The organism is Palleronia caenipelagi (genome assembly GCF_007004065.1).
Classification (GTDB): Bacteria; Pseudomonadota; Alphaproteobacteria; order Rhodobacterales; family Rhodobacteraceae; genus Palleronia; species Palleronia caenipelagi.
The window spans coordinates 88,644-114,779 of the sequence record NZ_VFSV01000006.1 but is presented as its reverse complement, the minus strand read 5'-3'; the positions used below and the strand labels follow the sequence as shown (position 1 = coordinate 114,779).

Below are 26,136 nucleotides of genomic sequence, written 5' to 3'. Positions count from 1 at the left end.
CCTCTAGTTGTCAGTTTCGCTTGGAGCAAGATCTCGAAAGTACTAGCGGCGCCGTGACGCAGGCGGTGAGGGCGATCACGGTGAAGACCCCGAAGGCCGTAAAGGGTCCGGGGCCAAGGGCCGCTAACGGACCTGCCATCGCTCCGGTGACGGCCAGCGATCCGACGGTGGCGGCAAAGGCGGCGGCGATGCCGAGACCGGCGAGCAGAATCGCTGTGCGGGCCGTACCGGCGCGGGGTCTGAGGCCCCGGCGGAGCGCTTTAAAGGCGCGGCCCACGTCTTCCTGGGCGGCCAGCAGCGCGGGGACGACGAGGAGCACCAGCACCACGCCGAAGCCCAGACCGTAGACCAGCGTGATCACCGTAGGGCGGAGGAATTGCGCCTGACTCGATTGTTCATAAAGCAGCGGCGCGAGGCCCAGCACCGTGGTCAGCGTGGTCAGGAGCACCGGGCGCAAGCGGTCGCAGGCGGCGTCGATGATTGCCGGGCGGATGCCGCGCGCTTCGGCGTATTCGTCCACTGTGGTGACGAGAACGATCGAATCGTTGATGATGATTCCCGTCATGCCGATCAGGCCCACGACCGAGAACATGGACAGGGGTACGTCCCAGATGAAATGGCCCCAGATCGCCCCGATGAGGCCGAAGGGAATCACGGCCATCACCACGGCGGGCCGGGTCCAGCTTGCGAAGATCCACGCCAGGGTCAGGTAAATCCCGAGCAGGCACAGGAGGAACCCGATCAGGGCGTCGTTGAGGAAGGCTTTCTCCTCGGCGTTCAGTCCCGCCATTTCGGTGGTGACGCCGTAGGTCTCTGAAAGGCGGGGCAGGATCTCTTCGGCGATCTGCGTGGTGATGTCAGCAGCGCGGGCGGCGTCGGAGCTGTCCAGATCGCCGATCACCGTGACCACCCGTAGCCCGTCCTCGCGCTGCACGGTGGAGAAGCCGTCCAGAACCGTGATCTCCACCAGATCGGCGAGCGGGGCGAATTTGCCGTCTTCGGTGGGCAGGATGGCACGGCTGAGGAAGTCGGCGGTCACCTCGTCTTCGGGGGCGATGACGCGGATCGTGGCGGAGCGGTTGCCCTCGGGATAGGTGGCGGCCTCGATCCCCGAGAGCCAGTCGCGCAGGAGCCGTCCGATCTCGTCGATGGTAAAGCCCAGCGCCTCGCCCCGCGGGGTCAGTTCGAGGACGAATTCCTGCTTGTCATAGGAGAGGCTGTCCTCGACGCCGGATACCTCGCCAAAGGCACTGATCTCGGATTTGAGCGTTTCGGCGGCGTCCTTCAGAATGCGGGTTTCCGCGCCCGACAGGCGGATGTCGATGGCGCTGCCGCCGGGACCGGAGCGCCAGCCGCGGAAGCTCAGCTCTTGCAGGCGGGGATGGCGGGCAACGCGGTCCTGAAGGTCGCCCACGAAGGCAAAGCTGGAATAGGGGCGCAGGTCGGGGTCGATCAGCTCGATGGAGATGGCGCCCAGGAGGTCGGGGTCGATATTATCGGCGCCGGACAGCCCGCGCCCTGTATTGCCGCCCAGCTCGGCCAGCGCATAGGCGATGGGGTTGGCGCCGTGTTCTTCGGCATATTCCGCGCCGATCTCGGTGAGGGCGGTCTGGATCAGGCGGAGCTGCTCCATGGTGTCGTCGCGGGTGGCACCGCTGCGCATGGCGAAATTGCCGGTGACGGAGCTGCGCTCCGGCGCGTTGAAGAACCGCCACTGCACGTCCCCCGACAGAAACAGCGCGATCTGCGACAGGAGGAGAACGACCACGCCCGCGAGCACAGGATAGCGCGCCACACAGACGACGCGCATCAGGGGGCGGAAGGCGCGCTCGCGCAGCCACCGGAAGCCCCGGTTCACGGCGCGGGAGGGCGCGTCGTACCAGTGTTCCCTGGCCGTGTGCACCAGCGCGTGGCGCATGTGGTTGGGCAGGATCAGGAAGCACTCCACGAGGCTCGCCAGCAGCACCACGATCACAGTGAACGGGATATCCGCGATCAGCGTGCCGAACACCCCGCCGATGGCGGTCAGTCCGAAGAAGGCGATGACGGTGGTGATGGTGGCCGAAAACACCGGCGCGAACATGCGGCGGGCGGCGGTTTCGGCGGCGGTGGTGGGATCTTCGCCCAGCCGCCGGGCACGGAAATCGGCGTGTTCGCCTACCACGATGGCGTCATCGACCACGATGCCGAGCGTAATGATCAGCGCGAACAGCGAGATCATGTTCAGCGTGATTCCGAAGGCATACATGAGCGCGATGGCGGCGGTCATGGCCACGGGGATCCCTGCGGCCACCCAGAAGGCGATGCGGGCGTTCAGAAACAGGTACAGCAGCGTCACCACCAGACCGAGACCCAGGAGGCCGTTGTCGATCAGGATCTCCAGACGGCCCGAGATATACTCGGCGCGGCCCCGGATCAGGTCGATGCTGGTCCCGGCGGGCAGGGAAGGCTCCAGCCGCGCGGCGACGTCCTCCACGGTGCGTTGCAGGGCGATGGCGTCACCCTGATCGGAGCGGTCCACGCGGATCGACACAGCCGGGTTGTCGCCGACGAAATAGGCGCGCACCCGGTCGGGGCCGAGCACCCGGATGTCCGCCACATCCCCGATGGTCAGGGGGGCTCCACCGCCATCGGCGCGCAGAACGATCCCGGCCAGCTCGTCGGGGCTGCGCCGCTCGGTGCCGGAACGGATGCGGGCGGTGCTGCCCAGATCGCCGGACGGGGCCGCGTCCGCTTCGGCGGCGATGGCGGCGGCGATCTCGGCCATGGTGACGCCATATTGCAGGAGCGCCAGCGCGGGCACTTCGACCAGCGTTTCCGGCGCGGCGATGCCCTGAATGGTGGTCCGCGTCACCCCGGCCTGAAACAGGGCCTGCACGAATTCGTCGGCAACCCGCCCCAGCTGCGCCACGTCGAGCGGAGCTGTGATGACCACATCGGTCACCCGGTCGCGCCAGTTGCTGCGCGAGACCTCCGGGTCCTCTGCGGCGTCGGGCAGGTCGGAGAGGCCTTGCAGCACGGTTTCCACATCGGAAAACGCCCGCGCCATGTCCCAGTCCGGCTCGAATTCCAGCTCGATGCTGGCGCGCCCTTCGCTGGCCCGCGACGACGATCCGGTGACACCCTCGACGGTCAGGAGCGCGGGGCCGAGGACGGACAGGATCGCTTCGTCCACCGCTTCGGCCCCGGCGCCGTCCCAGCCCACGGAGATGTCGATGTCGTCGGAGATGATGTCGGGGAAAAACTGCGCCCGCATCTTCGGCAGCGCCACGAGGCCCAGCGTCAGCATGATTGCCAGCAGGAGATTGGCGGCGGTCGCGTGGCGGGTGAAGTAGGACAGGATCCCGCCGATGGGCGACAGCGGTCTCATCCGCCCCGTCCGCCTTCGATGCGCGCCACCATGCCGGCGGGGACCTGATCGCCGCTTTTCAGGCGTGCGAGGACCCGCTCCTTGGCCGCCTCGGGCATCCGCGCATTGCCCTCAACGATGGCGATCAGTTCGGCGCGGCGCTCGGGGCTGAGGTCGAGCATCTCGGGCGCCTCGGCCACGGGGTCGCCTGCCGCGCTCTGGCGCAGGGGACGGATCTTGATCCCCGGCCCGAGACGCGGGACCCGCTCGGCCACGATGCTGCGCCCGGTCAGTTCCGGTGCGCGGATCAGGAGGTCATCGCCCTGCGACCGCAGCACCGCGACGGTCGCGCGCTCCAGCCGGTCCTCCTCGCCCAGAACCAGCACCGTTCCGGCGCTGTCCACGGCGGTGGCGGGCACGCGGACGACGTTTTCGAGGGGTGGTTCGTTGACGCTGAGCCGGGCGAAATCACCGGGCAGAAAGCCCTCGGGTGTCTCGATCCGCGCATAGAGCCGCCGCCCGCTCTCGCCCGCGGTCACGGCGGCGGCGAGGCGGGTGATGGTGGCGGGGGAGCTGAGCGTGTAGCCCCCCACCTCAAGGCTGACGAGGGCGGTTTCGGCGGCGATGGCGCCCAGATCGTCGATGAGGCGCACGTAATCGGAGGTGGCGACGCGGAATTCCAGTTCCAGCGCGTCGGGATCGAGCAGGGTGGCCAGCCTCTCGTTCTGCGCCACCAGCCCGCCCTCCGTAGCGGTCATGTCGGAGATCACACCGTCAAACGCGGCTGTGATGCGGGTGTCGTCGAGGGTGCGTTCCGCCTCACGGAGCGCGATCCGGCGGCGCTCCAGCCCGGTTTTGGCCTGGTTGAACCGCGCCAGCGCGAGGGCTTCGGACTGCCGCCGGGAGAGGACCTGCTGGCGGGCGGAGGCGGCCAGCAGCTCTGCCTCCTCGGTCGCTGCCGAGGTGCCGACGCCGCGCTGTTGCAGGTCCTTCTGCCGTTCCAGCGCGCGACCCCGCAACTCGGCCTGCGCCTCCGCTGCGGCGAGGTCATCGCCGGCCAGCGTCACCGCGCGTTCGGCGTCCTCCAGCTCGGCTTCCGCGTCGCGCAGATCCGTCCGCGCCAGCGCCAGATCCGTTTCCGCATCCGCCGGGTCCAGTTCGAACAGAAGCTGCCCCGCCGTGACCTGCGCCCCTTCGCCGACCCCTTCGCCGATGCCGATGAGCCGTCCGGCCCGGGTGGCGCGGAGTTCCAGTTCACGGCGGGCGATGACTTCGCCAAAGGTCTCCAGCACCGGGGTGATCGTCTCGGGCGTGAGTGTGAGGACGGCTGCGGCATAGACCTGTTCCGAGGGCGGACGGCCGCCGGGCTCCCGCGCGGCGCGCTCATCCAGTGCCGATTTCAGCACGATGCCGCCCGTGGCCAGCAGCCCCAGCGTGAGCGACGCGAGGAACAGGCCGATCAGGGCACGGGTCAGGAAACGCATGGGCGGCGGGGCCTCCTTGTCTGCGTCAGATATAACCCGGTTCGGCGCCGCAACAATCCACGCCTGCGTGAGCGGACCATCGGTCGCGGGGCGGGGTTACTTGCGCCGCAGGTGTTCGTCGAGCCGGGGCATGATCTCGACGAAATTGCACGGGCGGTGACGGTAATCGAGCTGCCAGCGCAGGATCTCGTCCCACGCATCGCGGCAGGCCGAGGGCGAGCCGGGCAGGGCAAAGAGATAGGTGCCCTGCGCCACCCCGCCACAGGTCCGGCTCTGGACGGCGGAGGTGCCGATCTTGGCCAGCGAGACGTGGGTGAAGACCGTGCCGAAGGCCTCGATTTCCTTCTCATAGACATCCCTGTGGGCCTCGACTGTGACATCGCGGCCCGTCAGCCCGGTGCCTCCCGTGGTCAGGATCACGTCCACCTCCGGGTCGGCGCACCAGCGGCGGAGCTGATCCGCGATTTCGGCCCGTTCGTCGGTGACAATCTCGCGCGCCGCCAGATGGTGACCGGCATCGGTGAGCCGATCCACCAGCGTGTCGCCGGAACGGTCCTCGTCCAGACTGCGGCTGTCGCTGACCGTCAGAACGGCGATCCGGCAGGGCAGGAAGTCGCGGCTGTCGTCGATACGGCTCATAGGGGTCCTCTCAGGTCAACGGGCCGCCCTTTGACGGCCCGCTCAGATTGACGCCACTGCGCGCCGGTTGGCAAGGGATCAGCCGTCGAGGGCCGCAAAGTCCTCCGGCGCGTGACGCTCGCGCAGCCCTTTGGTGTTGTTCACCAGCTTGCCGCGCTGCACGGCGGGGCGGGCGTCGATGTCTTTGGCCCAGCGCAGGACGTTCTCGTATTCGTGGACCGACAGGAATTCGCCTGCTTCGTAGCTTTCGCCGAACGCGGTCCGACCGTACCAGGGGAAGGTCGCCATGTCGGCGATCGTATAGTCCTCGCCCGCCAGATATCGGTTCTCGGCCAGATGACGGTCGAGCACGTCCATCTGGCGTTTGACCTCCATGGCGTAGCGGTTGATCGGGTACTCCATGGGCTCGGGCGCGTAGGCGTAGAAATGGCCGAAGCCTCCGCCGAGGAAGGGCGCGGAGCCGTGCAGCCAGAACAGCCAGGACAGCATTTCCGTACGGTTGTCGCCGAGGAACGCCTGATAGCGTTCGGCCAGATGCATGAGAATCGCGCCGGATTCGAACACCCGCACCGGCTCCGGCCCGGTCAGGTCCAGAAGGGCGGGGATTTTCGAGTTGGGGTTGATCCCGACGAAGCCCGAGCCGAATTGATCGCCTTCGGAAATGTCGATGAACCACGCATCGTATTGGACGTCGTGACCGGCTTCGATCAGCTCTTCAAAGAGGATCGTCACCTTTTGCCCGTTGGGGGTCGCCAGAGAGTGAAGCTGGTAGGGATGCTTGCCGCGCGGCAACTCGGCGTCGTGGGTGGCGCCGGCGATTGGGCGGTTCAGCTTGGCCCATGTGCCGCCCGATTCGCTGTCCCATGTCCAGACTTTGGGTGGGGTGTAGCTGCTCATCTGCGGGTCCTTTCAGAGGTGATCTTCGCCCCCAGATAGGGGTTTCCTCCCGAGATCCAAGGGCCTTAGCCGAGGCGGTCGCGGATCGACAGGAGATCGGCCCAGGCCTCGCGCTTGGCCACCGGATTGCGCAGCAAATAGGCCGGGTGGGTCATGGGCAGGGCGGGCAGGCCCGCCGCACCCGTCCAGTGGCCGCGCAGTTTCAGGATGCCGCGCTTGCCCAGAAGGGCCGAGGCCGAGACGTTGCCCATGATGACGAGTACCTGCGGCTGCGCCAGCGCGATATGGCGCATCAGGAAGGGTCGCATCATGGCGATTTCCTCGGGAGTCGGCTCGCGATTCGAGGGCGGGCGCCATGGCAGGACGTTGGTGATGTAGAGACCGCCCTCGGTCCGGGACAGGCCGATGGCGGCGAACATCCGGTCGAGGAGTTGCCCGGCGCGTCCCACGAAGGGCTTACCCTGCAAATCCTCGTCGCGTCCCGGCGCCTCGCCGACGATCATCACCGGCGCGCCGGGCTGGCCGTCGGAAAACACCAGATTGCGGGCGCCGCGCTTTAGCTCGCACTGCTCGAAGGCCCCCATGGCGGCGCGCAGGGCATCGAGATCCGGAGCGGCCTCAGCGATCTCGCGGGCCAGCGCGGCGGGGTCGGGGCCGGTGACTTCTGCTGTGCCGGGCTCCGGCGTTGCGACCTGCGCCTTGGCGCGGGCCTCGGCCACCAGTTCGAACCGGTCGATGGGGGTTTCGCTGAGCGCATCGAGCACGCCCAGCTCGACCTGCCAGTCCAGCGCCGCCAGCGCGTCTTCATATGAGAGATCCGGTTCCACAGGGCGAGATTAGCCGTTGCGAAGGGCAGTCACCAGCCTTGTAGAGCCGGGCGGTGAAACCTATACCGGGCGCGACGCGGACGGAGGCCTGCCCATGACTTTTCGCCAGACGCATCTCTTGGGGATCGAGCCGTTGCACCCGGTGGAAATCACCACGCTCCTCGATCTGGCTGACACCTATGTCGAGCTGAACCGGGGCCCGGAAAAGCACGCGGCGGTGCTGGAGGGGCTGACGCAGGTCAATATGTTCTTCGAGAACTCCACCCGCACGCAGGCCAGTTTCGAGCTGGCTGGGCAGCGTCTCGGGGCGGATGTGATGAACATGGCCATGCAGGCCTCGTCGATCAAAAAGGGCGAATCGCTGATCGACACCGCCCTGACCCTGAACGCCATGCATCCCGATCTGCTGGTCGTCCGTCACCCCCATTCGGGCGCGGTGAACCTGCTGGCTGAAAAGGTGAATTGCGCCGTGATCAATGCGGGGGACGGACGGCATGAGCATCCGACGCAAGGCTTGCTCGATGCGCTGACCATCCGCCGCAAGAAAGGCCGCCTGCACCGGCTGACCGTGGCGATCTGCGGGGACATTGCCCATAGCCGGGTCGCACGCAGCAATATCTGGCTGCTGGGCAAGATGGAGAGCCGCATCCGCCTCGTGGGGCCGCCGACGCTGATCCCCTCGGGTGCGCGGGACTGGGGCGTCGAGGTGTGCCACGACATGGAGACCGGGCTTGCCGACGCGGATGTTGTCATGATGCTCCGGCTCCAGAAAGAGCGCATGTCCGGCGGCTTCATCCCGTCCGAGCGCGAGTATTACTACCGTTACGGCCTCGACGCGGCAAAGCTGGCGCGTGCCAAGCCTGACGCCATCGTCATGCATCCCGGGCCGATGAATCGCGGGGTGGAAATTGATGGCACCATCGCCGACGACATCAACCGTTCGGTGATTCAGGAGCAGGTGGAGATGGGTGTGGCCGTGCGCATGGCCGCCATGGATTTGCTGGCCCGCAACCTGCGCGACCGGCGCGCCGCCTGACAGTCAACGGAGAGAGCCATGACACCCGACCCATCCGAAATGCTGCATGTGATCGCTGTGGACCTGCCCATGGCTGAGGCGACCGGATTGGCTGCTGATGCGGGGCGGCTGGCTGCGGCGCTCTCTGTCGCGCAGGTCGATCCGTCGCGGGTCGATGTGATAGAGGCCAAATCCATGGGGGATCTGGGGCTGGTCACTTACGTGACCGAGGGCGAGGGGGCCGTGCGCGATGCGGTCCGGGGAGATGCCGAGCGCCTCAACGCGGAACGGGGCGCGGTGATGATCCTGCGCCCGCGGGCTGTGCAGGCGGCGGTGGCCCCGCAACCGCCGCTGCGCCTTCTGGGTTCCTACCCTGTGGTGACCGGGAAGCCTGCGGGCGAACCTGTCAGTGCGGCCTCCGCCCATGGCTCTGCCGCCGCATCTGCGGCTGTTGACCCGAAAAAGCGGGACAAGCGCGCGTCCGGTATTGTCGCCATGGCGGCGCTGGCTGTGGCGCTGTTCGTCGCCTTTGTCATGTGGCTGGTGGCCGCGTGACGGCTCTTGGTTTGGAGATCCGATGAAACTCTTGTTCCAGAACGCCCGCCTCATCGACCCCGAAGCCGGGGAAGAGCGTCTTGGCGAACTCGCGGTCGAGGACGGTGTGATCGTCTCCGCCCTGTCTGGTGCGCCGGATGAGACCATAGATTGCGGCGGCAAATGTCTCGCGCCGGGGATCGTCGATCTGGGGGTGAAGGTTTCAGAACCCGGGGAACGGCATAAGGAGAGCTTTCGCTCGGCGGGGCTGGCGGCGGCGCGGGGCGGGGTGACGACCATGGTCACCCGGCCTGACACCGATCCCGCCATCGACACGCCCGAAGTCCTCGAATTCGTCTCCCGCCGCGCGCAGGCCGATTCGGTGGTCCGAGTCGTCCCCATGGCCGCGCTCACCAAGGGCCGCCGGGGCGAGGAAATGGTCGAGCTGGGCTTCTTGCAGGATGCCGGGGCTGCTGCGTTCACCGATTGCGACCGGGTGGTGGCTGACACCCGGCTCCTGTCCCGCGCGCTGACCTATGCGGCGGGGCTTGGCGCGCTGGTGGTGGGCCATGTGCAGGAGCCGATCCTGTCGCGCGGGGCCTGTGCGACGTCGGGCAAGTTCGCGTCGCTGGCTGGCTTGCCGTCGGTTTCGCCCATGGCCGAGCGGATGGGGCTGGACCGGGACGTGTCGCTGCTGGAGATGACCGGCGCCCGCTACCATGTGGACCAGATCACCACGGCCCGCGCGCTGCCCTCGCTGGAGCGGGCGCGGAAGAACGGGCTCGACATCACCGCCGGGGTGGGCATTCACCACCTGACGTTGAACGAATTCGACGTGGCGGGCTATCGCACCTTCTTTAAGGTGAAGCCGCCGCTCCGCTCCGAGGAAGATCGCATCGCGGTGATCGAGGCGGTGGGTAGTGGTCTGATCGACGTCATTTCGTCCATGCATACGCCGCAGGACGAAGAATCGAAGCGCTTGCCGTTCGAAGAGGCCGCCTCCGGGGCGGTGGGCTTGGAAACCCTCCTGCCAGCGGCCATGCGCCTCGTCCATGCAGGCCATCTGAGCCTGTCGCAGCTCTGGCGGGCCCTGTCCCTGAACCCGGCCCGGCGGCTGGGTCTCGCGGGGGGGCGGCTGTCGGAAGGCGCGCCGGGGGATCTGGTGCTGTTCGATCCCGATGCCCCGTTCGTGCTCGACCGCTTTGCCCTGGCCTCGAAATCGAAGAACACGCCTTTTGACGGGATGCGGATGGAGGGGCGTGTGCTGGGCACTTGGGTCGGCGGCTCTGCGGCTTATCGCGCCGGTTGATTGGTAATTCCGCCTCTTTCCTGCGTTGAGAGTGCAGGCGGGGGTAGCGAAAGAGATCCAGACCCGTTAGGCAACGCCCTGAAGTGGACCCAGGGGACGAGACAGATGCCCAGACTGATTATTCACATCGGATCGCAAAAGACCGGCTCGACCTCGATTCAGACTTTCCTGACGCAGGTCGAGGACAAGCTGGCTGCCAAGGGCATCAATTACGTTTCGGCAGCCCGTGGCCCCGCCGCGCATAATAAACTCGCCTATAAGCGGGATACGGACAATTTTCCCCGGCTGATGCGGCGACTTGTTCGGGAGGTGCAGGGCGCGCCGGATCAGACCCATATCATCTCCGCTGAGATGCTGTTCAGCCCGCGCATGGCGTCCAGTTTGACTGAGTTTCTGCCTGCGGACCTGCGGGAAGAGACCCGGATTGTCGGATATATCCGCCGTCAGGACAAATTCCTGGAGGCGATGTACAAGCAGGTGTCGAAAACCGGGCGCTTCCGGGGCACCCCTGCGGATTACCGGCGCAAGCGCCAGAACGCGCTGAACTACAGTGCGACCTTTGACGCTTATGCGAACGGCTTTGGCCGGGAAAATGTCGTTGTCTTGCCCTACGAGCCGAAGAGTTTCCCGAACAAGAACGTCCTGTTCCACGTCGCGCCCTATCTGGAACTGGGAGAGATCGACCCGGCCGACCTGCCGGAGAAATTCTCGAACATCACGCTCTCACGCGAAGTGTCGGAACTGCTCGGTGTGATTGCCAATCATACGGATATCGATATCGCTGAACTGATCCGGGTGATCATCCGCAACGAGTCCGAGGGGGCGTTCTATTCGGGTGACAGCTACTCCCCGGCTGAACAGCGGGAAATCGTCGATCATTATGTCGAGGATAACGAGTATATTCGCGCAACTTATCGTCCGGATCTGGATCAGTTGTTCGACTGCTCTGATCTTGAGGGTGATCTGGCCAGCGCCGGTGTCCCCGCCGAAGAACAGGTTCTCCGTCTCCGTCAGGCCCAGCTCGCGGTGTTTCAGGCGATCGGGGACTCTCACACCTCGGCGCGCAAGGACACCTGAGCGCGGTCAGTCCGTCTCGTCGGTCGCGCAATAGATCCCGTAGAGGGCCCGCATCAGTTCGGCCCCATCGCCCTCGGCCAGACGGTAATAGATCGTCTGGCCCTCACGTCGTGTGTCCACAAGCCCGGCCTCGCGCAATTTTCCGAGGTGCTGGCTCAGCGCAGACTGGGACAGATCGAGCTGGGCCTGAAGCGCGCTGACGCTCAGTTCTTCGGTGGCCAGCCGGCACAGAATCATCAGCCGTCGCGAATTCCCGAGCAATGTCAGGCGTTCGGCGACGGTCTCGGCCTTCCCGACCATGCGTTCGATTTCAAATTGCTGCATATGAGGCCTTGCTAAATTAGCTGTGCCTAATATATGGATGAAACCAAGAGAAGCAAGGGATGGGTACGCATGGATCTCGGAGTTGAAACGGCCTTCACCCCCTGGGCCTCCCTCTTCGGAGGGGTGTTGCTGGGCATTAGTTCCGTCATGGTGATGGCGCTGTTCGGGCGGATCGCGGGGATCATCGGGATCACCAGCGGCGCCATGAACCGTGCCTCCGATCAGGATTGGCGCTGGGCCTTTGTCGCCGGGATGGTGCTGGCGCCTCTGGGCTACAGCGCCGTTGTGGGCTGGCCGGAACAGACCGTGTCTGGCAACCTACCCGCGATGGTCGTTGCCGGTCTGCTGGTCGGGGCTGGGACGATCATGGGGTCGGGCTGCACCTCGGGGCACGGCATTTGCGGGCTGGCACGCCTGTCGCCGCGATCACTGGCCGCCGTTCTGACCTTCATGGTCGCGGGCTTTGTCACCGTGTTCCTTCTGCGTCACGTGTTCTGAGAGGGCCGTTTCATGAGACTGATCTGGGGATTTCTGAGCGGTGTGCTCTTCGGCGTCGGCCTTCTGTTGTCCGGCATGGCCAATCCGGCAAAAGTGTTGAACTTCCTCGACCTGTTCGGGACGTGGGATCCGAGCCTGATTTTCGTGATGGGCGGGGCGAGCGTGGTGACGTTCATCGGCTACCGGCTGGTCTGGAAGCGGCCAGCCCCCGTGCTCGACACCGCCTTTCAGGTACCGAACTCCCGCGTCATTGACCGGCCGTTGCTGATCGGCTCGGCCCTGTTCGGGATCGGCTGGGGGATTGGCGGCTTCTGTCCCGGCCCGGCCTGGACGGCAGTGACCTTCGGCGCGCCTGGAACCTATGTGTTCCTCGGCTCCATGCTGGTGGGCATTTTCGGCGGGCGCTACCTCAAGCAAAACCTGACGGCGACGCCGTCTGCGTGTTAAGCGGTGCGGCCCGGCCTGCCTCCTGTGCAGGTCGAGCCAGGTTTATCAGTCCAGCGTCGCGAGCACGTCGCGGACGGTTCCGACCAGCTCGTCGATCTGTTCCCGTGACACGATCAGCGGCGGTGACATGGCGATGATGTCGCCCGTGGTCCGGATCAACACCCCCTTTTCATAGGCAGCGAGGAAGGCGTCGAAGGCGCGCTTGGTCGGCTGACCGTCGATCGGCTCCAGCTCGATCCCGCCCACGAGACCTTCGTTGCGAATGTCGATGACGTGGCGCGCGTCGCTCAGGGAATGCAGCGCGTCTTCCCAATAGGGGGCCAGCTCTGCGGCGCGATCAAACAGACCCTCTTCGCGATAGGTGTCGAGCGTCGCGATCCCGGCGGCAGCGGCGATGGGCGTGCCGGAATAAGTGTAGCCATGGAACAGCTCGATCATATGCTCGGGGCCGGTCATGAAGGCGTCATGGATGGCGCCCGAGGCGGCGACGGCCCCCATGGGGATCACGCCGTTCGTGAGGCCCTTGGCCATGGTGATCATGTCGGGCGTCACGCCGTAGCGCTCGGCGGCAAAGGCGGTGCCGAGGCGACCGAACCCGGTGATGACTTCGTCGAAGATCAGCAGGATGCCGTGCTTCGCCGTGATCTCGCGCAGCCGTTGCAGGTAGCCCTTGGGCGGGATAAGAACGCCGGTGGAGCCTGCAAGAGGTTCGACGATGACGGCGGCAATGGTCTCGGCCCCGTGGAGCGCGATCAACCGTTCCAGATCCTCGGCCAGATGCGCCCCGTGCTCGGGTTGGCTGCGGGACATACGATTTTCCGGCAGATGGGTGTGGGGCAAGTGATCGACCCCCGTTAGCAGCGCGCCGAAGTGCCGACGGTTGTTGACGATGCCTCCCACCGAGATGCCGCCGAAATTTACCCCGTGATAGCCGCGCTCGCGCCCGATCAGACGTGTCCGCCGGCCCTCGCCCCGCGCCTGATGATAGGCGAGCGCGATCTTCAGCGCGGTCTCGACGCTCTCGGAGCCGGAGTTGGTAAAGAAGATATGGTCGAGCCCGTCCGGCGTCAGATCCGCGACGCGGCTGGCCAGTTCGAAGGCCAACGGATGACCCATCTGGAAGGTGGGCGCGAAGTCGAGTGTCGCGACCTGACGCTGCACGGCCTCGGTAATCTTCGGACGGCAATGGCCCGCATTGCAGCACCACAGTCCCGACGTTCCGTCCAGCACATCGCGCCCGTCATGGGTGCGGTAATGCATGTCGCGGGCGCCGACAAAGAGCCGCGGATTGGCCTTGAACTGGCGGTTTGCCGTGAACGGCATCCAGAAGGCATCAAGGTTGTTTGGCACGGTGACATTCATGTTTTGCTCCTCCCCAGGGCGGCTGGAGAAGAGCATATCGCCATGACTGCGACCTTGCGAGACAGGAACCAATCAGGCTGCGAGATTTCCCGACACTGCACGTTCAATCGCATCGGCGTCACTGCGGACGAAGGTTATGCACTCTGTCGCGGTCGTCAGCACCACCGTGTCGTCTGCCTGCCGGTCGAGCCGGAGATCCCCGCCCACTGCCAGATCGCTCACATCGAGCGTGCCGGAGCGGTAGCCGGTGATCGTCTGGGGCAAGCCGGTCCGGCGGAGGGTCAGGGCGACCTTTCCGCCGGTGATGTCCACGTGGCTTTGACCCCGGGACAGGATCACTGTGGTGTTGCCCGTCCCGCAGTGAATATGCGTTTTGCCAGCTGCGGCGGTGACGATGTCCGTTCCCGCTCCGGTTTGCACAACCATGTCCCCCGCACCCCCGTGGATCGTATTGTCCCCGTCGGCGGTGGTGATGTGATCCCGCCCCGCCCCGCCGTGGATCTCGGCCCCGGTGTGGCCGGTGATGACCGTGTTGTCCCCATCATGGAGACGCGTGTGCAGGCGATCCAGATGACCGTGGATCGTGTCGTTCCCGGTGCCGCAATCAATATCGAGCAGAAAGCGATCATGCCCGCCAACAAAATCGAAGAGATTGCCCCGGTCATTCCCGGCGATGCTGAAACGCTCGACTGGCAGCTTGAAATCCGCCGCGAGCTGGACGCCCCGCATACTCTCCGGGAGTGGCATGAAGCCATCGTTGCTCTGGGTGGCGAAATGTCGGCGAAAGCGAGGTGTCGGAGGCGTGTCCGGCAGCGCGCCGTCGGAGATCGCGCCCATATCGCCGGAGCGATGGCCCACATCCGCGCCTGTTGCGCCGGAGATGAACGCATTTGGCCCCGTTGGTCCGGTGCCCTCTTCACAGATCTCCATGCCATACTCCCGGCATGTTTCGATGAGCTTGGCGTGGCACTTCTGGCGCAGCTCCGTGTCGGCGGAGAGGTCCCTGAGCTGCCACAGATCAGTCTCCAGATCGTAGAGCTGACAGGAGCCGTCCTGATAGCGGATGTAGCGATACTTGCCCCAGCGAATCCCGGCACTGCCGTAAAAGAAGGTGGGCACGGCGCGGTCTGTGTCGCGATCGCCCTCGACCAGCGGGCGAATCGAACGGCCAGCCGTATGATCGAGGGACGGACATCCGGCGTAATCCAGCACTGTCGGCCCGATATCGAGGAGCGCCACAGGGTCCTCGACCACGCGTCCGCCGGTCTGGCTGGGATCGTGGACGATGACCGGAACCCCCGCGGCCTCTTCCCAAAGCGTGTATTTGCGGAACCTGTTCTTGTCGCCGGGATGATAGCCGTGATCCGCGAGCAGGATGACGATGGTGTTGTCGGCGTGGCGCGACGCCTTTAGCGCGTCCCAGACCCGGCCCAGATGCTCGTCAACGTGGCTGAAAGCCGAGAAATAGTTGCGCACGCTCTTTTGCCAGAGCGCGACGCTGGAGTTGTCGAGGTTCTCGCGCATGAATCCGTCGGCGAAGGCGTTGTGATCGTAGCCCCCGGCCCAGTCTTCGGGCTGTCGGAAGGCTTCGGGGTCATACATCTCTTTGAACCGGACCGGGGTGCGGTAGGGGGAGTGGGGATGGTAGAACCCGACCTCGCGATAGAAGGGCTCGGGGCGGTCGTAGCTCTCCAGAAAGCGCGCCGCCGATCTGGACGATTGCGCGTCGTAATAACGGTCGTCATATTTTTCGTCGATCGTCCCTTCGCCGCGCATGAGCCCACCGAATTTCTTGAACTCCGCGTTGCGACCCGGCCCGATATTGAACGTCTCGGGCGGGCGGGAATACAGGACATCGTGATAGTGGCGGGGCAGGGGGCGGTAGCCGTGATGGACCTTGCCGCCGGCGACGCAATAATACCCCTGCTGTTTCAGGCGATACGGCCACATCTGCTCGGGGCGAACCACGTCAAACACGCTGGTATAGTTGTCGAAGATTCCCAGTTGATGCGGCGACAGCCCCGACATGAAGCTGGAGCGCGAGGGACCGCAAACCGGCACCTGACAATAGGCGGAATGGAACGCGGTGGACTCGGCGCAGATGCGGTCGAGATTGGGCGTCTTCAGCTCCTGGCCGAAGGCAGAGCGGTATTTCCAATACGCAAACGCATCATCAAGACTGATCAGCAGGATGTTCTTGGCTTGGGTCACGTCTAGGCCTCTAATGGGAGGGCGGGGGCAGGTCGCTGGGCATCAGCCGGATCCGGCCCGAGAGTGCATAGCGGCGCAGCACGCGACCCGGGACCATGAGGCTGGGGCGGGACCAGATTTCACGGAGGCTGCCGCGATTGGCGGACTGTCCGTCACTGGTGTCGCGCCGGGCGCCCCAGGCGTAGGTCACATAGATTGCGTCGCCTTTGGGCGGTTGGGTCAGGCGCAGAAAGGCCGTGTGCCCGGACACATGAACATCGCTGATCCCGACATCGTTCTCGCAGCCTTCGAGGGCAAAGCCATGGGGGCCGTCTTCGAGGGTCAGGTCTCCGAGTGCCGCGAAATCCACAGCGATCTCGGTACGCCCGTAGGCCCAGGCCTGACGCATGGACGGGCAATACCAGCGCCGGTTTTCCGCCCGTTCTGCCGCCGCGAGGGCTTCGATCTCGTCGATGAGCATCTGCTCGGTCGGGTCGTGCGTGGCGGGCATCCCCTCCATGAGCCGGAACGGATAGCGCGGCGTGGCCACAATGATGTCGAGCGCAGGTTGGGCCACGTCGAGCTGACCTTCGGCGAGAATTACCTCCGAGCGCCCGTCCGTTGCGCTGCCCGCGCTCTGCGACACGATGATGCGGGGATAGCTGGTCTGTCCGGTCACGCGGGCGGTGTCTTGTTTCAGCGTCGCTGTCAGGTCCGCGTAATGCTGAAGGGCCTGGTCCAGCGGCGTGTTTGGCGCGCCGGCCAGCAAGGACAGGCTGATGCGATCGACAAAGAGGTCCTTGTCCCAGACGGCCAGTGCGTCCCGCGCCATTTCAAGACGGCTCAGCAGCCCGGTGTAGAGCGTGCCATCAGGTTTGGCATCTGCGGCGGTTATCCCGGACTGTGCTGCGGCGAGTGCAATCATCGTGGGCCAGGCATGACGCTGTTGGCCGAGAAGCAACTGGCTGGCCACGGCCTTGGCCCGGGCACCGTCTGACGCGATCCGACCTGACAGGGCCTCATTCACCACATGCCAGCCAAAGCTCTCGGGCAGCGGTCGTTGCAGGCTGACCCCGTGCCCCACATCGAGCACCGCGAGCGCCACGGGCGGCGTCTCGGCGAGGGTGACGCCATTGCGTTCTTCGTACCCGATCACCCGCCCCTCGTACTGATCTGAGAGATAGGTGAACCGATCACCGTCCTGCCGCAGCGACCAGACATTGCCCATAGTACGGGGCCAGCGGCGGCCGCGATCACGCCAGTCGGGAGGAGGCAATGGCTTGCCCGCGTTCTCGGCGCGCTCCTTTGCCTCCGCCTCGCGCTGGGCCTCCTCGGCCCGTAACCGCCGCTTGCGGCGTTTGAAGCTCTGGACGAAGGCTTTCAACAGGGTGAGTTTGCCCCGGTCGCCGAGATGGGTCTCCATATTACGGCGATAGATATAGAGATCCTTGCGGGCCCGCAGACCGCGGTAGACCTCAATCCGATCCAGCCCGCCCTCCATGGCCGTCTCGATCAGCGAGTCGAGCATCCCAAGCCGTCGCATCCCAACCGCCACGTCGTCCATCAGGCCAAACGCCGCGAATTGATGCACGTTCGGGCCTTGCAGCCGCTTCGCGTGGCGGAGGTCTTCGGACAGAAACCCGTCGTAGAAGACATAGATTGCTTCGGCCCTGTCGAGCGTGGTTGCCGCGTCGCGGGTGACCGTTCCGGACGCCAGCACGTCCTGAAACCGGCCATCCCAGTCAGCGATCTCCGGATCCAGCGTCGATTGCGGGCTGAAGGAGAGGACCACCGGGCGGTCGAAAAACGGCGCGAGGCTCAATGCGCCATATCCCCCGCCACGGTGTGAACAGCCGAGCAGCAGCGTGCGCTCATAAGAGGCGAAGACGCCGGCGTCGGACAGTTTTTCCAGATCTGCGATCAACTCCGGGCTGCTGAACCACGTGTTGTCGTCGGTGATGATGGCGAGATGGCTCCAGCCGTTTTTCTGCGCCAGCGCTTCGGCTGCCGCAGGCCAGTCCAGCTCGGGGTGGTCGGTCTCTGCCGCGACTCCGAAACTCACGATGAGCCGCTTGCGACCACGGTTGGTGAGCAGGAACTGGTGGCCCGACCGCTCATCCACCGGCAACGCGTGTTGCTGGGCGGCGGGGACATGATCGTACCAGGATGGAAGGCGCATCACGGTGAACTCTCTGCCCTGTCAGCGCCGCAGATTCGCGGCGGCTTCTTCCATGGCGTTACGGAAATGCGGGCGTCCCTTGCCGCCGGAACGGGCAAGGACGGCCTGCGTATAGGTATGGACCATCCACGGACGGTTGGTCTCTTTCAGGTGGTTCAGAACCGTCTTCTGATATTTCGGGTTCAGCCGCCGCGCGCGCATGAGTGCGTAGATTTCGGCTGATGACGGCGTCCGGGCGATGCACATCTGCACGAGATCCTTGAGGATGCCCATATTCAGGAAAGAACTGGTCAAACCATGGCCGAAATGGGTGCAGCGGATCTTTTCCACATTGTCGTTCTGGAACAGCGCCGCGTGCATGGCGTCCTCAGCCACCATCGGGTCATAGAACAGGTAGACCTTTTCCGCCGCAGCGCTCTCAGCCGGTCCATAGCTATACCGCCCCGAGAAGTCCTGTCCCCAGGAGCGGAAATAGCGCGGCTCCCACCCTGCGGTGATATTGCGGTCGAGGGTGGCCTGCGGGTTCATGGCAATCACCCGGGCTCCGGGAGATGCCGCAGAAAACACCGATGCCGCATAACCGGCCATGGAGGTGCCGTAAAACACCACCTTGTCGAACCGGTTGAAAAAGCCGGTCCGGTCGAGCTCGTCAAAAAAGTCCAGCACGGCGTCATCACGGTACCACGTCCAGCCATGGGCACCGAGGCCGAGGGAGGACCAACCGCGTGACGATATGAACTCGCTGCCCCACGGCATGCGGTCGGCGGGATCCTGACGGGCGTCGTCGAGGTTGTCGAACGTGACCACGAGCGTGCCGTCGCCCTCGACGAAGAGGGCGTTATGCTTGTCCCCGAGGGGGCGATAGAACCCCCGCTCTTCGCCCAGTTCCTCGAGGGTCTCATGCCACAGCTTTTGCTTGACGGACTTTTTCATGAGCGGCCTATTTGTCTTCGGTGAACAGCGATGCCGCGTTGTCGGCGATCCGGTTGCGGCAATCCTTGATGAACTGCTTTTCCACCAGATGATCGCGGCTGATCTGGTCGATGGATTTCTCGCCCCGGAGCGCTTCCAGCCCGATCTGTGCGCAGAATTCCGGGTCGTCGACCGGCGCCTTGCTGACTTTCGTCTTCGGTGGGATCGGAGCGGCGTCCGGGTCGATGTCGTGGAGCTTGATGAGCTTGGCCATGAAGCTGCCCCGACGGGGAGTGTTGTTTTCCTTTTCTTCAAGACGCGGCTTCATCCGTCGGGCCCAGAAATGAACGCCGCGGGTCTTTTCGGTCAGCTTCTCGTCTACGGCGTCATTGAAGCGCGACAGGATCATCTGGTTCCGGTCGGGGAACGAGATCGGGTAAAAGACATCCTCGGGATGCGCGTGATCGACCTCGCCGGTCTCGATGAGGAAGTGAGTCACGGATGCCGGTCCGGTGAATCCCCAGTTCTGCGCGGTCATGTGGACGGGATTTCCGGCCTCCTTCTCAATGCGCAATTCCTCCTGCTGCCAGTCCTTCAGCCACGGCGCGATAGCATATTCGTCCTGAAAAAACTCCAGCAGCGCATTCAGCGTCAGCGATTCCGACGGCAGGCCCAGAACAGCGTTGCAGATCAGGCCGGGCTTTTCCCAGCCATAAACGAACGGGCTGTCGAAATTGAAAGGCCGGTAGCAGTACATATCCGCATCGACCCAGATCTTGTCCGTCTTCTTCAGCAGATGCAGGCGCCACATGTCGGCGTGAATGGCCGGGCTGCCCGTGCGCGCGTGACGCAGCATCGGCTCCGAAGGGAAGATCTCCTCGGCATCGCCCGCATGGACGCCGGGGGGGATGTTGTCGATCGGACTATAGCTGTAGAGCGTCACGTGGTGCCCCTGATCGGCAAAGCTCTTGAGACAGAGCTGTTCCAGCCAGGACAGACGCCCGCCAATCCAGAGAGACGCGATTTCAGGAAGTTGTGTCATGGAATTCACCAGCCTGTCGTCTGAGCGGCGCCGGGGCGCGGATTATTCTGTGGGCTCGCCAATGCGCGTCAGCGCCTCGTTCATCGCGTTGCGAAAGTGCGGGGCGGGCCGTTTCTTGACGATCGCGCGGCAAAACCGGATCAAAAGCCGCGGACTGTCCTTTTCGTCCATCAGATATCGCAGAACGTTCTTCTGATAGATCTTCGAGTCGTGGCGGGCGCGGAGCATCCGGTACACGTCCACGCGACTCAGCGTACCGTTGATGCAGCCCGAGACGAGCTGTTTCAGGATCCCCATGTCGCGCCAGACATTAAGCATACCGTGCCCCATGAACGGGCAGCCCACGCGGATCACATTGGGCGACTGGAACAGGGCGGCGTGCATCGCATCCTGCGGCATCCGGCTGTCATAGAAAATCCACGCCTTTTCGGCGTCTTTCACCATGTCGGGCGCGTAGCCGTAACGCGAGTAGTAATCGTGGCGCCAGGAGCGGCGGTAGCGGTGGTCCCATCCCGCGCGGTCGCGGTCCATGCAGGCCTGGGGATTGACCGCCAGCACTGTGGCACCCGGACAGACAGCCGAAAACGCACAAGCCGCATAGCCGCCCATGGAGGTGCCGTAAAACGCGACCCGGTCGAACTGGTCAAAGAACCCGTCGGCCTTCAGCTCTTCGAAGAAGTCGAACACCGCCTCATCCCGGTACCAGGTCGGGCCGTGGGCCATGAAGCCCAGCGAGGACCAGCCCTGCGCGCTGATGAAATCGACCGCCCACGGAAGGCGGTTGGGATCCTGCCGCACGTCGTCCAGGTTGTCGAATGCGACCACGAGCGTCTTGCCCATGGCCCCGTCCTGCGGGATGAAAATCGCCTTGTGCAGGGGGCCTACCTCGCGGAAAAACCCGTCCTGATCTGCTTTTTCAGCCAGAGTCTGTCGCCAGGCTTCGCGTTGTTCGCGTTTTTTTGCCTCAGACTTCGCCATTAAACCCCCGGTACTCTGCCATCCTTCACATCACCCTTATGATTTAATCCTGCAACCTATACAAATGCAGTAACGAACAACAGGGATAGATCGGCTGTGAATACTCCAAATTTTGCCGAAACCACCGGGATGCCGTTACGAGGGACGCCAGACACGATCGGGTTTGCCGAGCGGGGCGCTGAGACCCTGAAGATGGACATCTATCATACCGGCGGCCCGGCACGACCGGGGGTCCTTTATGCCTATGGTGGGGGATTTGTGAAAGGCGCGCGCGAGAACGAGCGGCAGAGCGCGCTGATTGCCAGACTTTTGCACGATGGGTGGGCCGTGGTCGTGCCCGACTACCGCCGCGGTGCGCCCCCCGAGGCGTTGGCCCAGCCGCTCTTGCGGCAGGTCCGGCAAGCCGCCCGGCAGGCCCGCAGCGAGGGGGTCGGACTGGCGCGCAAGCTGATGGGACACCGGTTGTTTCTCGCCTCGGAGGACATCTCGGACGCGTTGCGATATTGTCGCCTCAATTGGGGTGCGCTCGGATTGACGGGGCCACGACTGGCGATGATCGGGGTCTCGGCGGGCGGCCTCGCAGGCAATACGCTGTGTCATCCCCCGGTGCCGTGGCAGGGCCGGTTCGAGCAGCCCGACGCGATGGTGTCACTCGCCGCGCCGGTGGTGCACCCCTTCGCACTGCGCCGCGACGCACCGCCGGTCTGGGTTCTCCATGGTCAGCGGGACCGCATTCTGCCGGTCGGTGACAGCGCTCGAATCGCCGCCAGAGCGCCCGAGGCAGGCGCCCCGGTCGAAGTGCAGATGCCGCCGGACGCGCCCCATATCCAGATCACGCGATATCTGTTGCAGCGGACAGTGGCTCCGGGTCAGACCTATTACGATCTGATGGCCGCATTTTTGCGGCGCAACGGGGTGGGGCCAGATCCGCTTGCCTCGGAGGGACGGGGTTTCAATCCCGTGCGAAACAACGGATAAGCGGCCCCGACCGCCAAGGTCGGTTTGACAAGTGGAACAGGACGGCGAGCGACGGCATGTCCCAAAAGCAGCCCGATTTGCATCAGATAACCCTCGCAAGCGTGGCATGTCCCGAAGGGGGATATGTCCTGGAGGCGCTGCGCCTGCCGCCTCTGGACGGTCACCATGAGAACCGGTGCCGCATCTTTCTGAGCGCCGATGGTCCATTGGCCGGGATTGCCGATAGCGGGCCGGGGCTGACCGATCTGACGAGGCGGGCCGTCCGGGGCAATGCCGGGGGCATCGTCGAGGCAACGCTGAGTGGTGACGCCAATCCGGCTCTGGTGGTGGGCGATGCTGCGGTACCCCTGACCTTGACCGACCGACAGGTGGACCTTCTGGCCGGACGGGACTGCCTGATCTCGTTTGTGAACGGCGAAGAGACTGCGATCGTTGCCAACTGGGTGCGCTGGCATGCGGAGCATCACGGCGTGACCGGCGGGCTGCTCTACAACCGGCTGGGTCCCGCAGGCGAGGGGGCCGATCTGGCTGACCGGTTGCGCGCGGAGCTTGCCGGGCTTGCGTTGTGCATCGTGGTGGTGGACGTCCCTGCACCCATCGGCCACGCTCACCTGCCGCCCGCAGACCACCCTCTGAATGCCCCGGACGCCCCGGGCAAGGACCGGATGGAGATCCCTGACCCTGATCCCTGGCGCGGGCCGCTCCGGGACGAGGTTTTGCTGGAGCACGCGCGCAGCCGCTTTCTGCCGGAGGCGACGGGGATCCTGTTTCTGGATCTCTCGGATTACCTCTTCGCGCAGGCCGGGGACGGTTCTGTGTTCGATTTCGCCCGATCCGCGCCGCACCACTATGTTCCGGTGCAGGGACGGCGGGTCTATCCGTGGCAGGTCCAGCAGGACGGCGCGCCGGTGCTCGGGGATCACATCTGCGCGCCGTTTGACATCAAGGCGGTGTTCAGTCGCTGGTGCGCCGTTCCGCATGCGGTGGACGGTCCCGAGATGGTCTGGCGCCCACACCGTGTGATCGGTGCAGAGGCTGAGGTCGCCGCCCCACATCAGATCCTGCGCTGTATGGCGATGAAGCACCCGCATCTGAAGCCCAGCGAGATCGCGCCGAAAACCAGCCTCCGCGAGGTTCCTTCACTGGTGACGTTTGTCACCGAGGTCCTCGGGTATGAGCCGGGCCGGGCGCCTCAGGTGGATTCCGAGACCATTGCCGCCTTGCGGACCGCGCCGGACGTGGAGGGTCCGGTCAATGTGACGCTGGTCACCGCGATGAAGAACGAAGGCCCCTTCCTGCTGGAATGGATCGCCTATCATCGGGTGATCGGGGTGACGGATTTCATCGTTTATACCAATGACTGTACCGACGGGACGGATACGTTCCTGCAGCTGTTGCAGGACAAAGGCATCCTCCAGCACCGCGAGAACCCGTTCAAGAGCCAGCCGGGGGTCAAGCCCCAGCATGCCGCGCTCGACGCGGCCCAGCGGGAGGATGTGGTCAAGGGTGCCCACTGGCTGATGGCGTCGGATGTGGACGAGTATATCGCCGTTCATGTGGGCGATGGGACGTTGAAGTCGCTTTTCGCTGCTGTGGGAGAGGCGAATTTCATCTCCCTGACCTGGCGGCTGTTCGGCAATTCGGACATCGAAGAGTACGAGGATGACTTCATCATCCGTCAGTTTACCCAGTGCGCCCATAAATTCTGCAACAAGCCCCATCAGGCTTGGGGATTCAAAACGCTCTATCGGAACATCGATATCTTCAAGAAAATGGGTGTTCACCGCCCCAAGGGTCTGAAGGCGGAGCTCCTTCCTGCGATCCGGTGGGTGAATGGCTCCGGCAAACCCATGCCGCAATCGGAATATCGCAATGCGTGGCGGTCCAACGCGAGCACATTCGGTTACGATCTCGTGACGCTGAATCATTACGCGATCCGGTCCGTGGAGAGCTTTTTGGTCAAGCGCGACCGGGGCCGGGTGAATCACACCGACCGGGATCAGGGCCTCGCCTATTGGTTCCGGATGAACCACAATTCGACCGAGGACCGCTCGATCCAGCGGATGATCCCCGCCCTCGAAGAAGAATGGGCGCGCCTCATTTCGGACCCGGAGATCAAGGCCGCCCATGAGGGCTGCGTTGCCGCTCACCGGGCGAAGATCGCCGAACTGAAAGCGCGGCCCGACTATGCCGAGTTCTACGAACAGATCCGTAGCCCAAGGATGCGCAAGCTGTCGCGGCTGCTGAAGCACTTTGGACGCAACATCTTTCTTGCCGGTCCACAAGCGGTGCCGGACTGGGTTCTGGAAAAGGACCTGCCGGACAATTTCTTTTTCACCGTCGATGACGTCGAAGAAACGAGCCACTGAGGGGCGGTTGCAAAAGGTGAGCCATGGCTGACAGCACTGCCCGTATCCGGCGACCCCGCCGCGCCCAGAGCGGCTCGGGCCTGGGCGTTCTGGCCGTGGGGATCGCCACGCTGGTGATGCTGCCGCTGGTGGCGGTGCTGATCGCCGCTCTGGTCGGTGAGCTGGATACCCTGCGCCATCTGGCCACCACGGTGCTGCCCCGCTATCTCGGGACCACGGCGCAATTGCTGGTGGTGGTCAGCTGCGGGACGTTCCTGATCGGCACGTCCACCGCGTGGCTGGTCACGTCCTTCGTCTTTCCGGGCCGTCGCTGGCTGGAGGTCGCCCTCGTCCTTCCACTGGCCTTCCCGGCCTACGTGCTGGCCTATGCCTATACGGATCTGCTGGACCATCCCGGGCCGGTGCAGACGGCGCTGCGCTCCGTGACCGGCTGGGGACCGCGGGACTATTGGTTCCCGGAGATCCGATCCACTGGCGGGGCGGCGCTGATGCTGATCCTCGTGCTCTACCCCTATGTTTACCTGCTGGCGCGGGCGGCCTTCATGACCCAGAGCGCCACGCCGTTTCAGGCCGCACGGGTGCTGGGGCGCAGTCCGCTGAGCGCATTTCTGACCGTGTCGCTGCCCATGGCCCGCCCGGCCATCGCGGCGGGCGTGCTCCTGACCTGCATGGAGACGCTCGCGGATTTCGGCACCGTGTCCCATTTCGGAGTGCAGACCTTTGCGACCGGCATTTACCAGAGCTGGTTCTCCATGGCCGACCGTGCGGCGGCGGCGCAGCTGGCGCTGGGACTTTTGTCCATGTCGCTGCTGCTGGCGCTGCTGGAACGGCGGACGCGGCGTGGCGGACGGTTCGGCACGGGGCGGGTGGCAGCGCCGGGCGCCCATATCCACCTGCGCGGCTGGCGGGCCGGGCTGGCGACGCTGGCCTGCGTGCTGCCGGTGCTGCTGGGGGCGTTGCTGCCAGCAATACGCCTGCTCATCATGGCCCAGGGCTCAGAGCAGGACGTGTTCTCTGATCGCTATCTGGGCTTCATCTCCAATTCGGTGACGCTGGCGGGAATCGCGGCGGCGCTGACGGTGCTGGGCGCCATTGCGCTGGGGTATTACCGCCGCCGCGCGGCCACACGGCTGTCGGGCGCGGTCATGCAGATCTCCCGGCTGGGCTATGCGGTGCCGGGCGGGGTGATCGCGGTGGGATTGCTGGTGCCGTTTGCGGCGATCGATAACGGTCTCGACAGCTTCATGCGGGAGAGTTTCGGCATCTCCACCGGGCTCCTGTTCACCGGCTCCATCTGGCTGCTGGTCGCGGCCTATCTGATCCGCTTTATGGCGGCGGCGGTCGGGGCCTATGAAGGGGGCGAAGCCATCGTCACCGACAGCATCGACGGTGCGTCTCGGCTGCTGGGGCGCGGGCAGATGGACGCGCTGCGCCGGACCCATTTGCCGCTGATGACCCCGAGCCTGCTGAGTGCCGTGCTGATCGTCTTTGTGGACGTGATGAAGGAACTGCCCGCCACGATGATCATGCGCCCGTTCAATTTCGACACGCTGGCCGTACAGGCGCACCGGCTGGCGGCGGATGAGCGGCTGGATGGCGCGGCGGTGCCGTCGCTGCTGATCGTGGCGGTGGGGGTGCTGCCGGTGATTCTGTTGATCCGACGCCTCGGGCGACACGTCTGACATGAAAAAACCCGCCACCCCGGGGGGTGACGGGCGAACGGCAC

The 26,136-nt window shown here is 64.9% G+C and carries 21 protein-coding genes; 9 read left to right on the top strand and 12 right to left on the bottom strand.

The window, feature by feature from the left end; genetic code table 11:
* Positions 1 to 10 precede the first annotated feature (10 nt).
* The 5 genes from FEV53_RS05120 to FEV53_RS05100 form a co-directional block, all read right to left on the bottom strand.
* On the bottom strand, positions 11 to 3,370 hold the full coding sequence (locus tag FEV53_RS05120; protein ID WP_142833742.1) for an efflux RND transporter permease subunit: 3,360 nt from the start codon (positions 3,368 to 3,370) through the stop codon (positions 11 to 13).
* Complete coding sequence (locus FEV53_RS05115) at positions 3,367 to 4,833, bottom strand: efflux RND transporter periplasmic adaptor subunit (RefSeq protein ID WP_142833741.1); 1,467 nt, start codon at positions 4,831 to 4,833, stop codon at positions 3,367 to 3,369. Before FEV53_RS05115 ends, FEV53_RS05120 begins: the two co-directional genes overlap by 4 nt.
* A 96-nt stretch (positions 4,834 to 4,929) precedes the next feature.
* Positions 4,930 to 5,472, bottom strand: a complete 543-nt coding sequence (gene moaB / locus FEV53_RS05110; RefSeq protein ID WP_142833740.1) for a molybdenum cofactor biosynthesis protein B — start codon at positions 5,470 to 5,472, stop codon at positions 4,930 to 4,932.
* A 78-nt stretch (positions 5,473 to 5,550) separates the two neighbouring features.
* On the bottom strand, positions 5,551 to 6,369 hold the full coding sequence (yghU, locus tag FEV53_RS05105) for a glutathione-dependent disulfide-bond oxidoreductase (RefSeq protein WP_142833739.1): 819 nt from the start codon (positions 6,367 to 6,369) through the stop codon (positions 5,551 to 5,553).
* Positions 6,370 to 6,434: 65 nt separating this feature from the next.
* Positions 6,435 to 7,196 carry a uracil-DNA glycosylase gene (locus FEV53_RS05100; RefSeq protein ID WP_142833738.1) on the bottom strand — a complete coding sequence of 254 codons (762 nt, stop codon included), beginning with the start codon at positions 7,194 to 7,196 and terminating at the stop codon, positions 6,435 to 6,437.
* 94 nt (positions 7,197 to 7,290) lie between these two features.
* On the opposite strand from FEV53_RS05100, the gene FEV53_RS05095 reads away from it, so the two are divergent.
* From FEV53_RS05095 to FEV53_RS05080, 4 genes are all read left to right on the top strand, one after another.
* Positions 7,291 to 8,232, top strand: coding sequence for an aspartate carbamoyltransferase catalytic subunit (locus FEV53_RS05095; RefSeq protein ID WP_142833737.1), 942 nt, complete (start codon positions 7,291 to 7,293; stop codon positions 8,230 to 8,232).
* Positions 8,233 to 8,250: 18 nt separating this feature from the next.
* Positions 8,251 to 8,766, top strand: coding sequence for a hypothetical protein (locus FEV53_RS05090; protein WP_142833736.1), 516 nt, complete (start codon positions 8,251 to 8,253; stop codon positions 8,764 to 8,766).
* A 22-nt stretch (positions 8,767 to 8,788) separates the two neighbouring features.
* On the top strand, positions 8,789 to 10,054 hold the full coding sequence (gene pyrC / locus FEV53_RS05085) for a dihydroorotase (protein WP_142833735.1): 1,266 nt from the start codon (positions 8,789 to 8,791) through the stop codon (positions 10,052 to 10,054).
* Between the two features lie 105 nt (positions 10,055 to 10,159).
* Positions 10,160 to 11,131, top strand: a complete 972-nt coding sequence (locus FEV53_RS05080; protein WP_142833734.1) for a hypothetical protein — start codon at positions 10,160 to 10,162, stop codon at positions 11,129 to 11,131.
* A 6-nt stretch (positions 11,132 to 11,137) separates the two neighbouring features.
* On the opposite strand, the gene FEV53_RS05075 is transcribed toward FEV53_RS05080, so the two are convergent.
* Complete coding sequence (locus FEV53_RS05075) at positions 11,138 to 11,455, bottom strand: ArsR/SmtB family transcription factor (protein ID WP_246100733.1); 318 nt, start codon at positions 11,453 to 11,455, stop codon at positions 11,138 to 11,140.
* Between the two features lie 69 nt (positions 11,456 to 11,524).
* Between FEV53_RS05075 and FEV53_RS05070 the strand changes: the two genes are divergently transcribed.
* Complete coding sequence (locus FEV53_RS05070; protein WP_142833733.1) at positions 11,525 to 11,953, top strand: YeeE/YedE family protein; 429 nt, start codon at positions 11,525 to 11,527, stop codon at positions 11,951 to 11,953.
* A 12-nt stretch (positions 11,954 to 11,965) separates the two neighbouring features.
* Positions 11,966 to 12,400 carry a DUF6691 family protein gene (locus FEV53_RS05065; RefSeq protein WP_142833732.1) on the top strand — a complete coding sequence of 145 codons (435 nt, stop codon included), beginning with the start codon at positions 11,966 to 11,968 and terminating at the stop codon, positions 12,398 to 12,400.
* 45 nt (positions 12,401 to 12,445) lie between these two features.
* On the opposite strand, the gene aptA is transcribed toward FEV53_RS05065, so the two are convergent.
* From aptA to FEV53_RS05035, 6 genes are all read right to left on the bottom strand, one after another.
* A complete protein-coding gene (gene aptA, locus FEV53_RS05060) occupies positions 12,446 to 13,762 on the bottom strand; it encodes an omega-aminotransferase AptA (RefSeq protein WP_221931581.1) in 1,317 nt (438 codons plus the stop codon).
* 72 nt (positions 13,763 to 13,834) lie between these two features.
* The gene (locus tag FEV53_RS05055; protein WP_185962108.1) at positions 13,835 to 15,973 is read right to left on the bottom strand and encodes a sulfatase-like hydrolase/transferase; all 2,139 of its coding nucleotides are present in this window, start codon (positions 15,971 to 15,973) and stop codon (positions 13,835 to 13,837) included.
* Between the two features lie 10 nt (positions 15,974 to 15,983).
* Positions 15,984 to 18,131 carry a hypothetical protein gene (locus FEV53_RS05050; RefSeq protein WP_142833729.1) on the bottom strand — a complete coding sequence of 716 codons (2,148 nt, stop codon included), beginning with the start codon at positions 18,129 to 18,131 and terminating at the stop codon, positions 15,984 to 15,986.
* Positions 18,132 to 18,152: 21 nt separating this feature from the next.
* Positions 18,153 to 19,064, bottom strand: coding sequence for a phosphoadenosine phosphosulfate reductase (locus FEV53_RS05045; RefSeq protein WP_142833728.1), 912 nt, complete (start codon positions 19,062 to 19,064; stop codon positions 18,153 to 18,155).
* A gap of 7 nt (positions 19,065 to 19,071) precedes the next feature.
* Positions 19,072 to 20,085, bottom strand: coding sequence for a hypothetical protein (locus tag FEV53_RS05040; protein ID WP_142833727.1), 1,014 nt, complete (start codon positions 20,083 to 20,085; stop codon positions 19,072 to 19,074).
* A 42-nt stretch (positions 20,086 to 20,127) separates the two neighbouring features.
* The gene (locus FEV53_RS05035) at positions 20,128 to 21,063 is read right to left on the bottom strand and encodes an alpha/beta hydrolase (protein WP_142833726.1); all 936 of its coding nucleotides are present in this window, start codon (positions 21,061 to 21,063) and stop codon (positions 20,128 to 20,130) included.
* A gap of 96 nt (positions 21,064 to 21,159) precedes the next feature.
* Here FEV53_RS05035 and FEV53_RS05030 point away from each other — a divergent pair, with 96 nt between their 5' ends.
* From FEV53_RS05030 to FEV53_RS05020, 3 genes are read left to right on the top strand one after another with little or no spacing between them, the layout of a single operon-like run.
* Positions 21,160 to 22,041: an alpha/beta hydrolase gene (locus FEV53_RS05030; protein ID WP_142833725.1), complete on the top strand. Its 882-nt coding sequence runs from the start codon at positions 21,160 to 21,162 to the stop codon at positions 22,039 to 22,041.
* A gap of 56 nt (positions 22,042 to 22,097) precedes the next feature.
* Positions 22,098 to 24,410: a glycosyltransferase family 2 protein gene (locus FEV53_RS05025; RefSeq protein WP_142833724.1), complete on the top strand. Its 2,313-nt coding sequence runs from the start codon at positions 22,098 to 22,100 to the stop codon at positions 24,408 to 24,410.
* A gap of 23 nt (positions 24,411 to 24,433) precedes the next feature.
* Positions 24,434 to 26,092 carry an ABC transporter permease gene (locus FEV53_RS05020; RefSeq protein WP_142833723.1) on the top strand — a complete coding sequence of 553 codons (1,659 nt, stop codon included), beginning with the start codon at positions 24,434 to 24,436 and terminating at the stop codon, positions 26,090 to 26,092.
* The last annotated feature ends 44 nt before the right edge of the window (positions 26,093 to 26,136 follow it).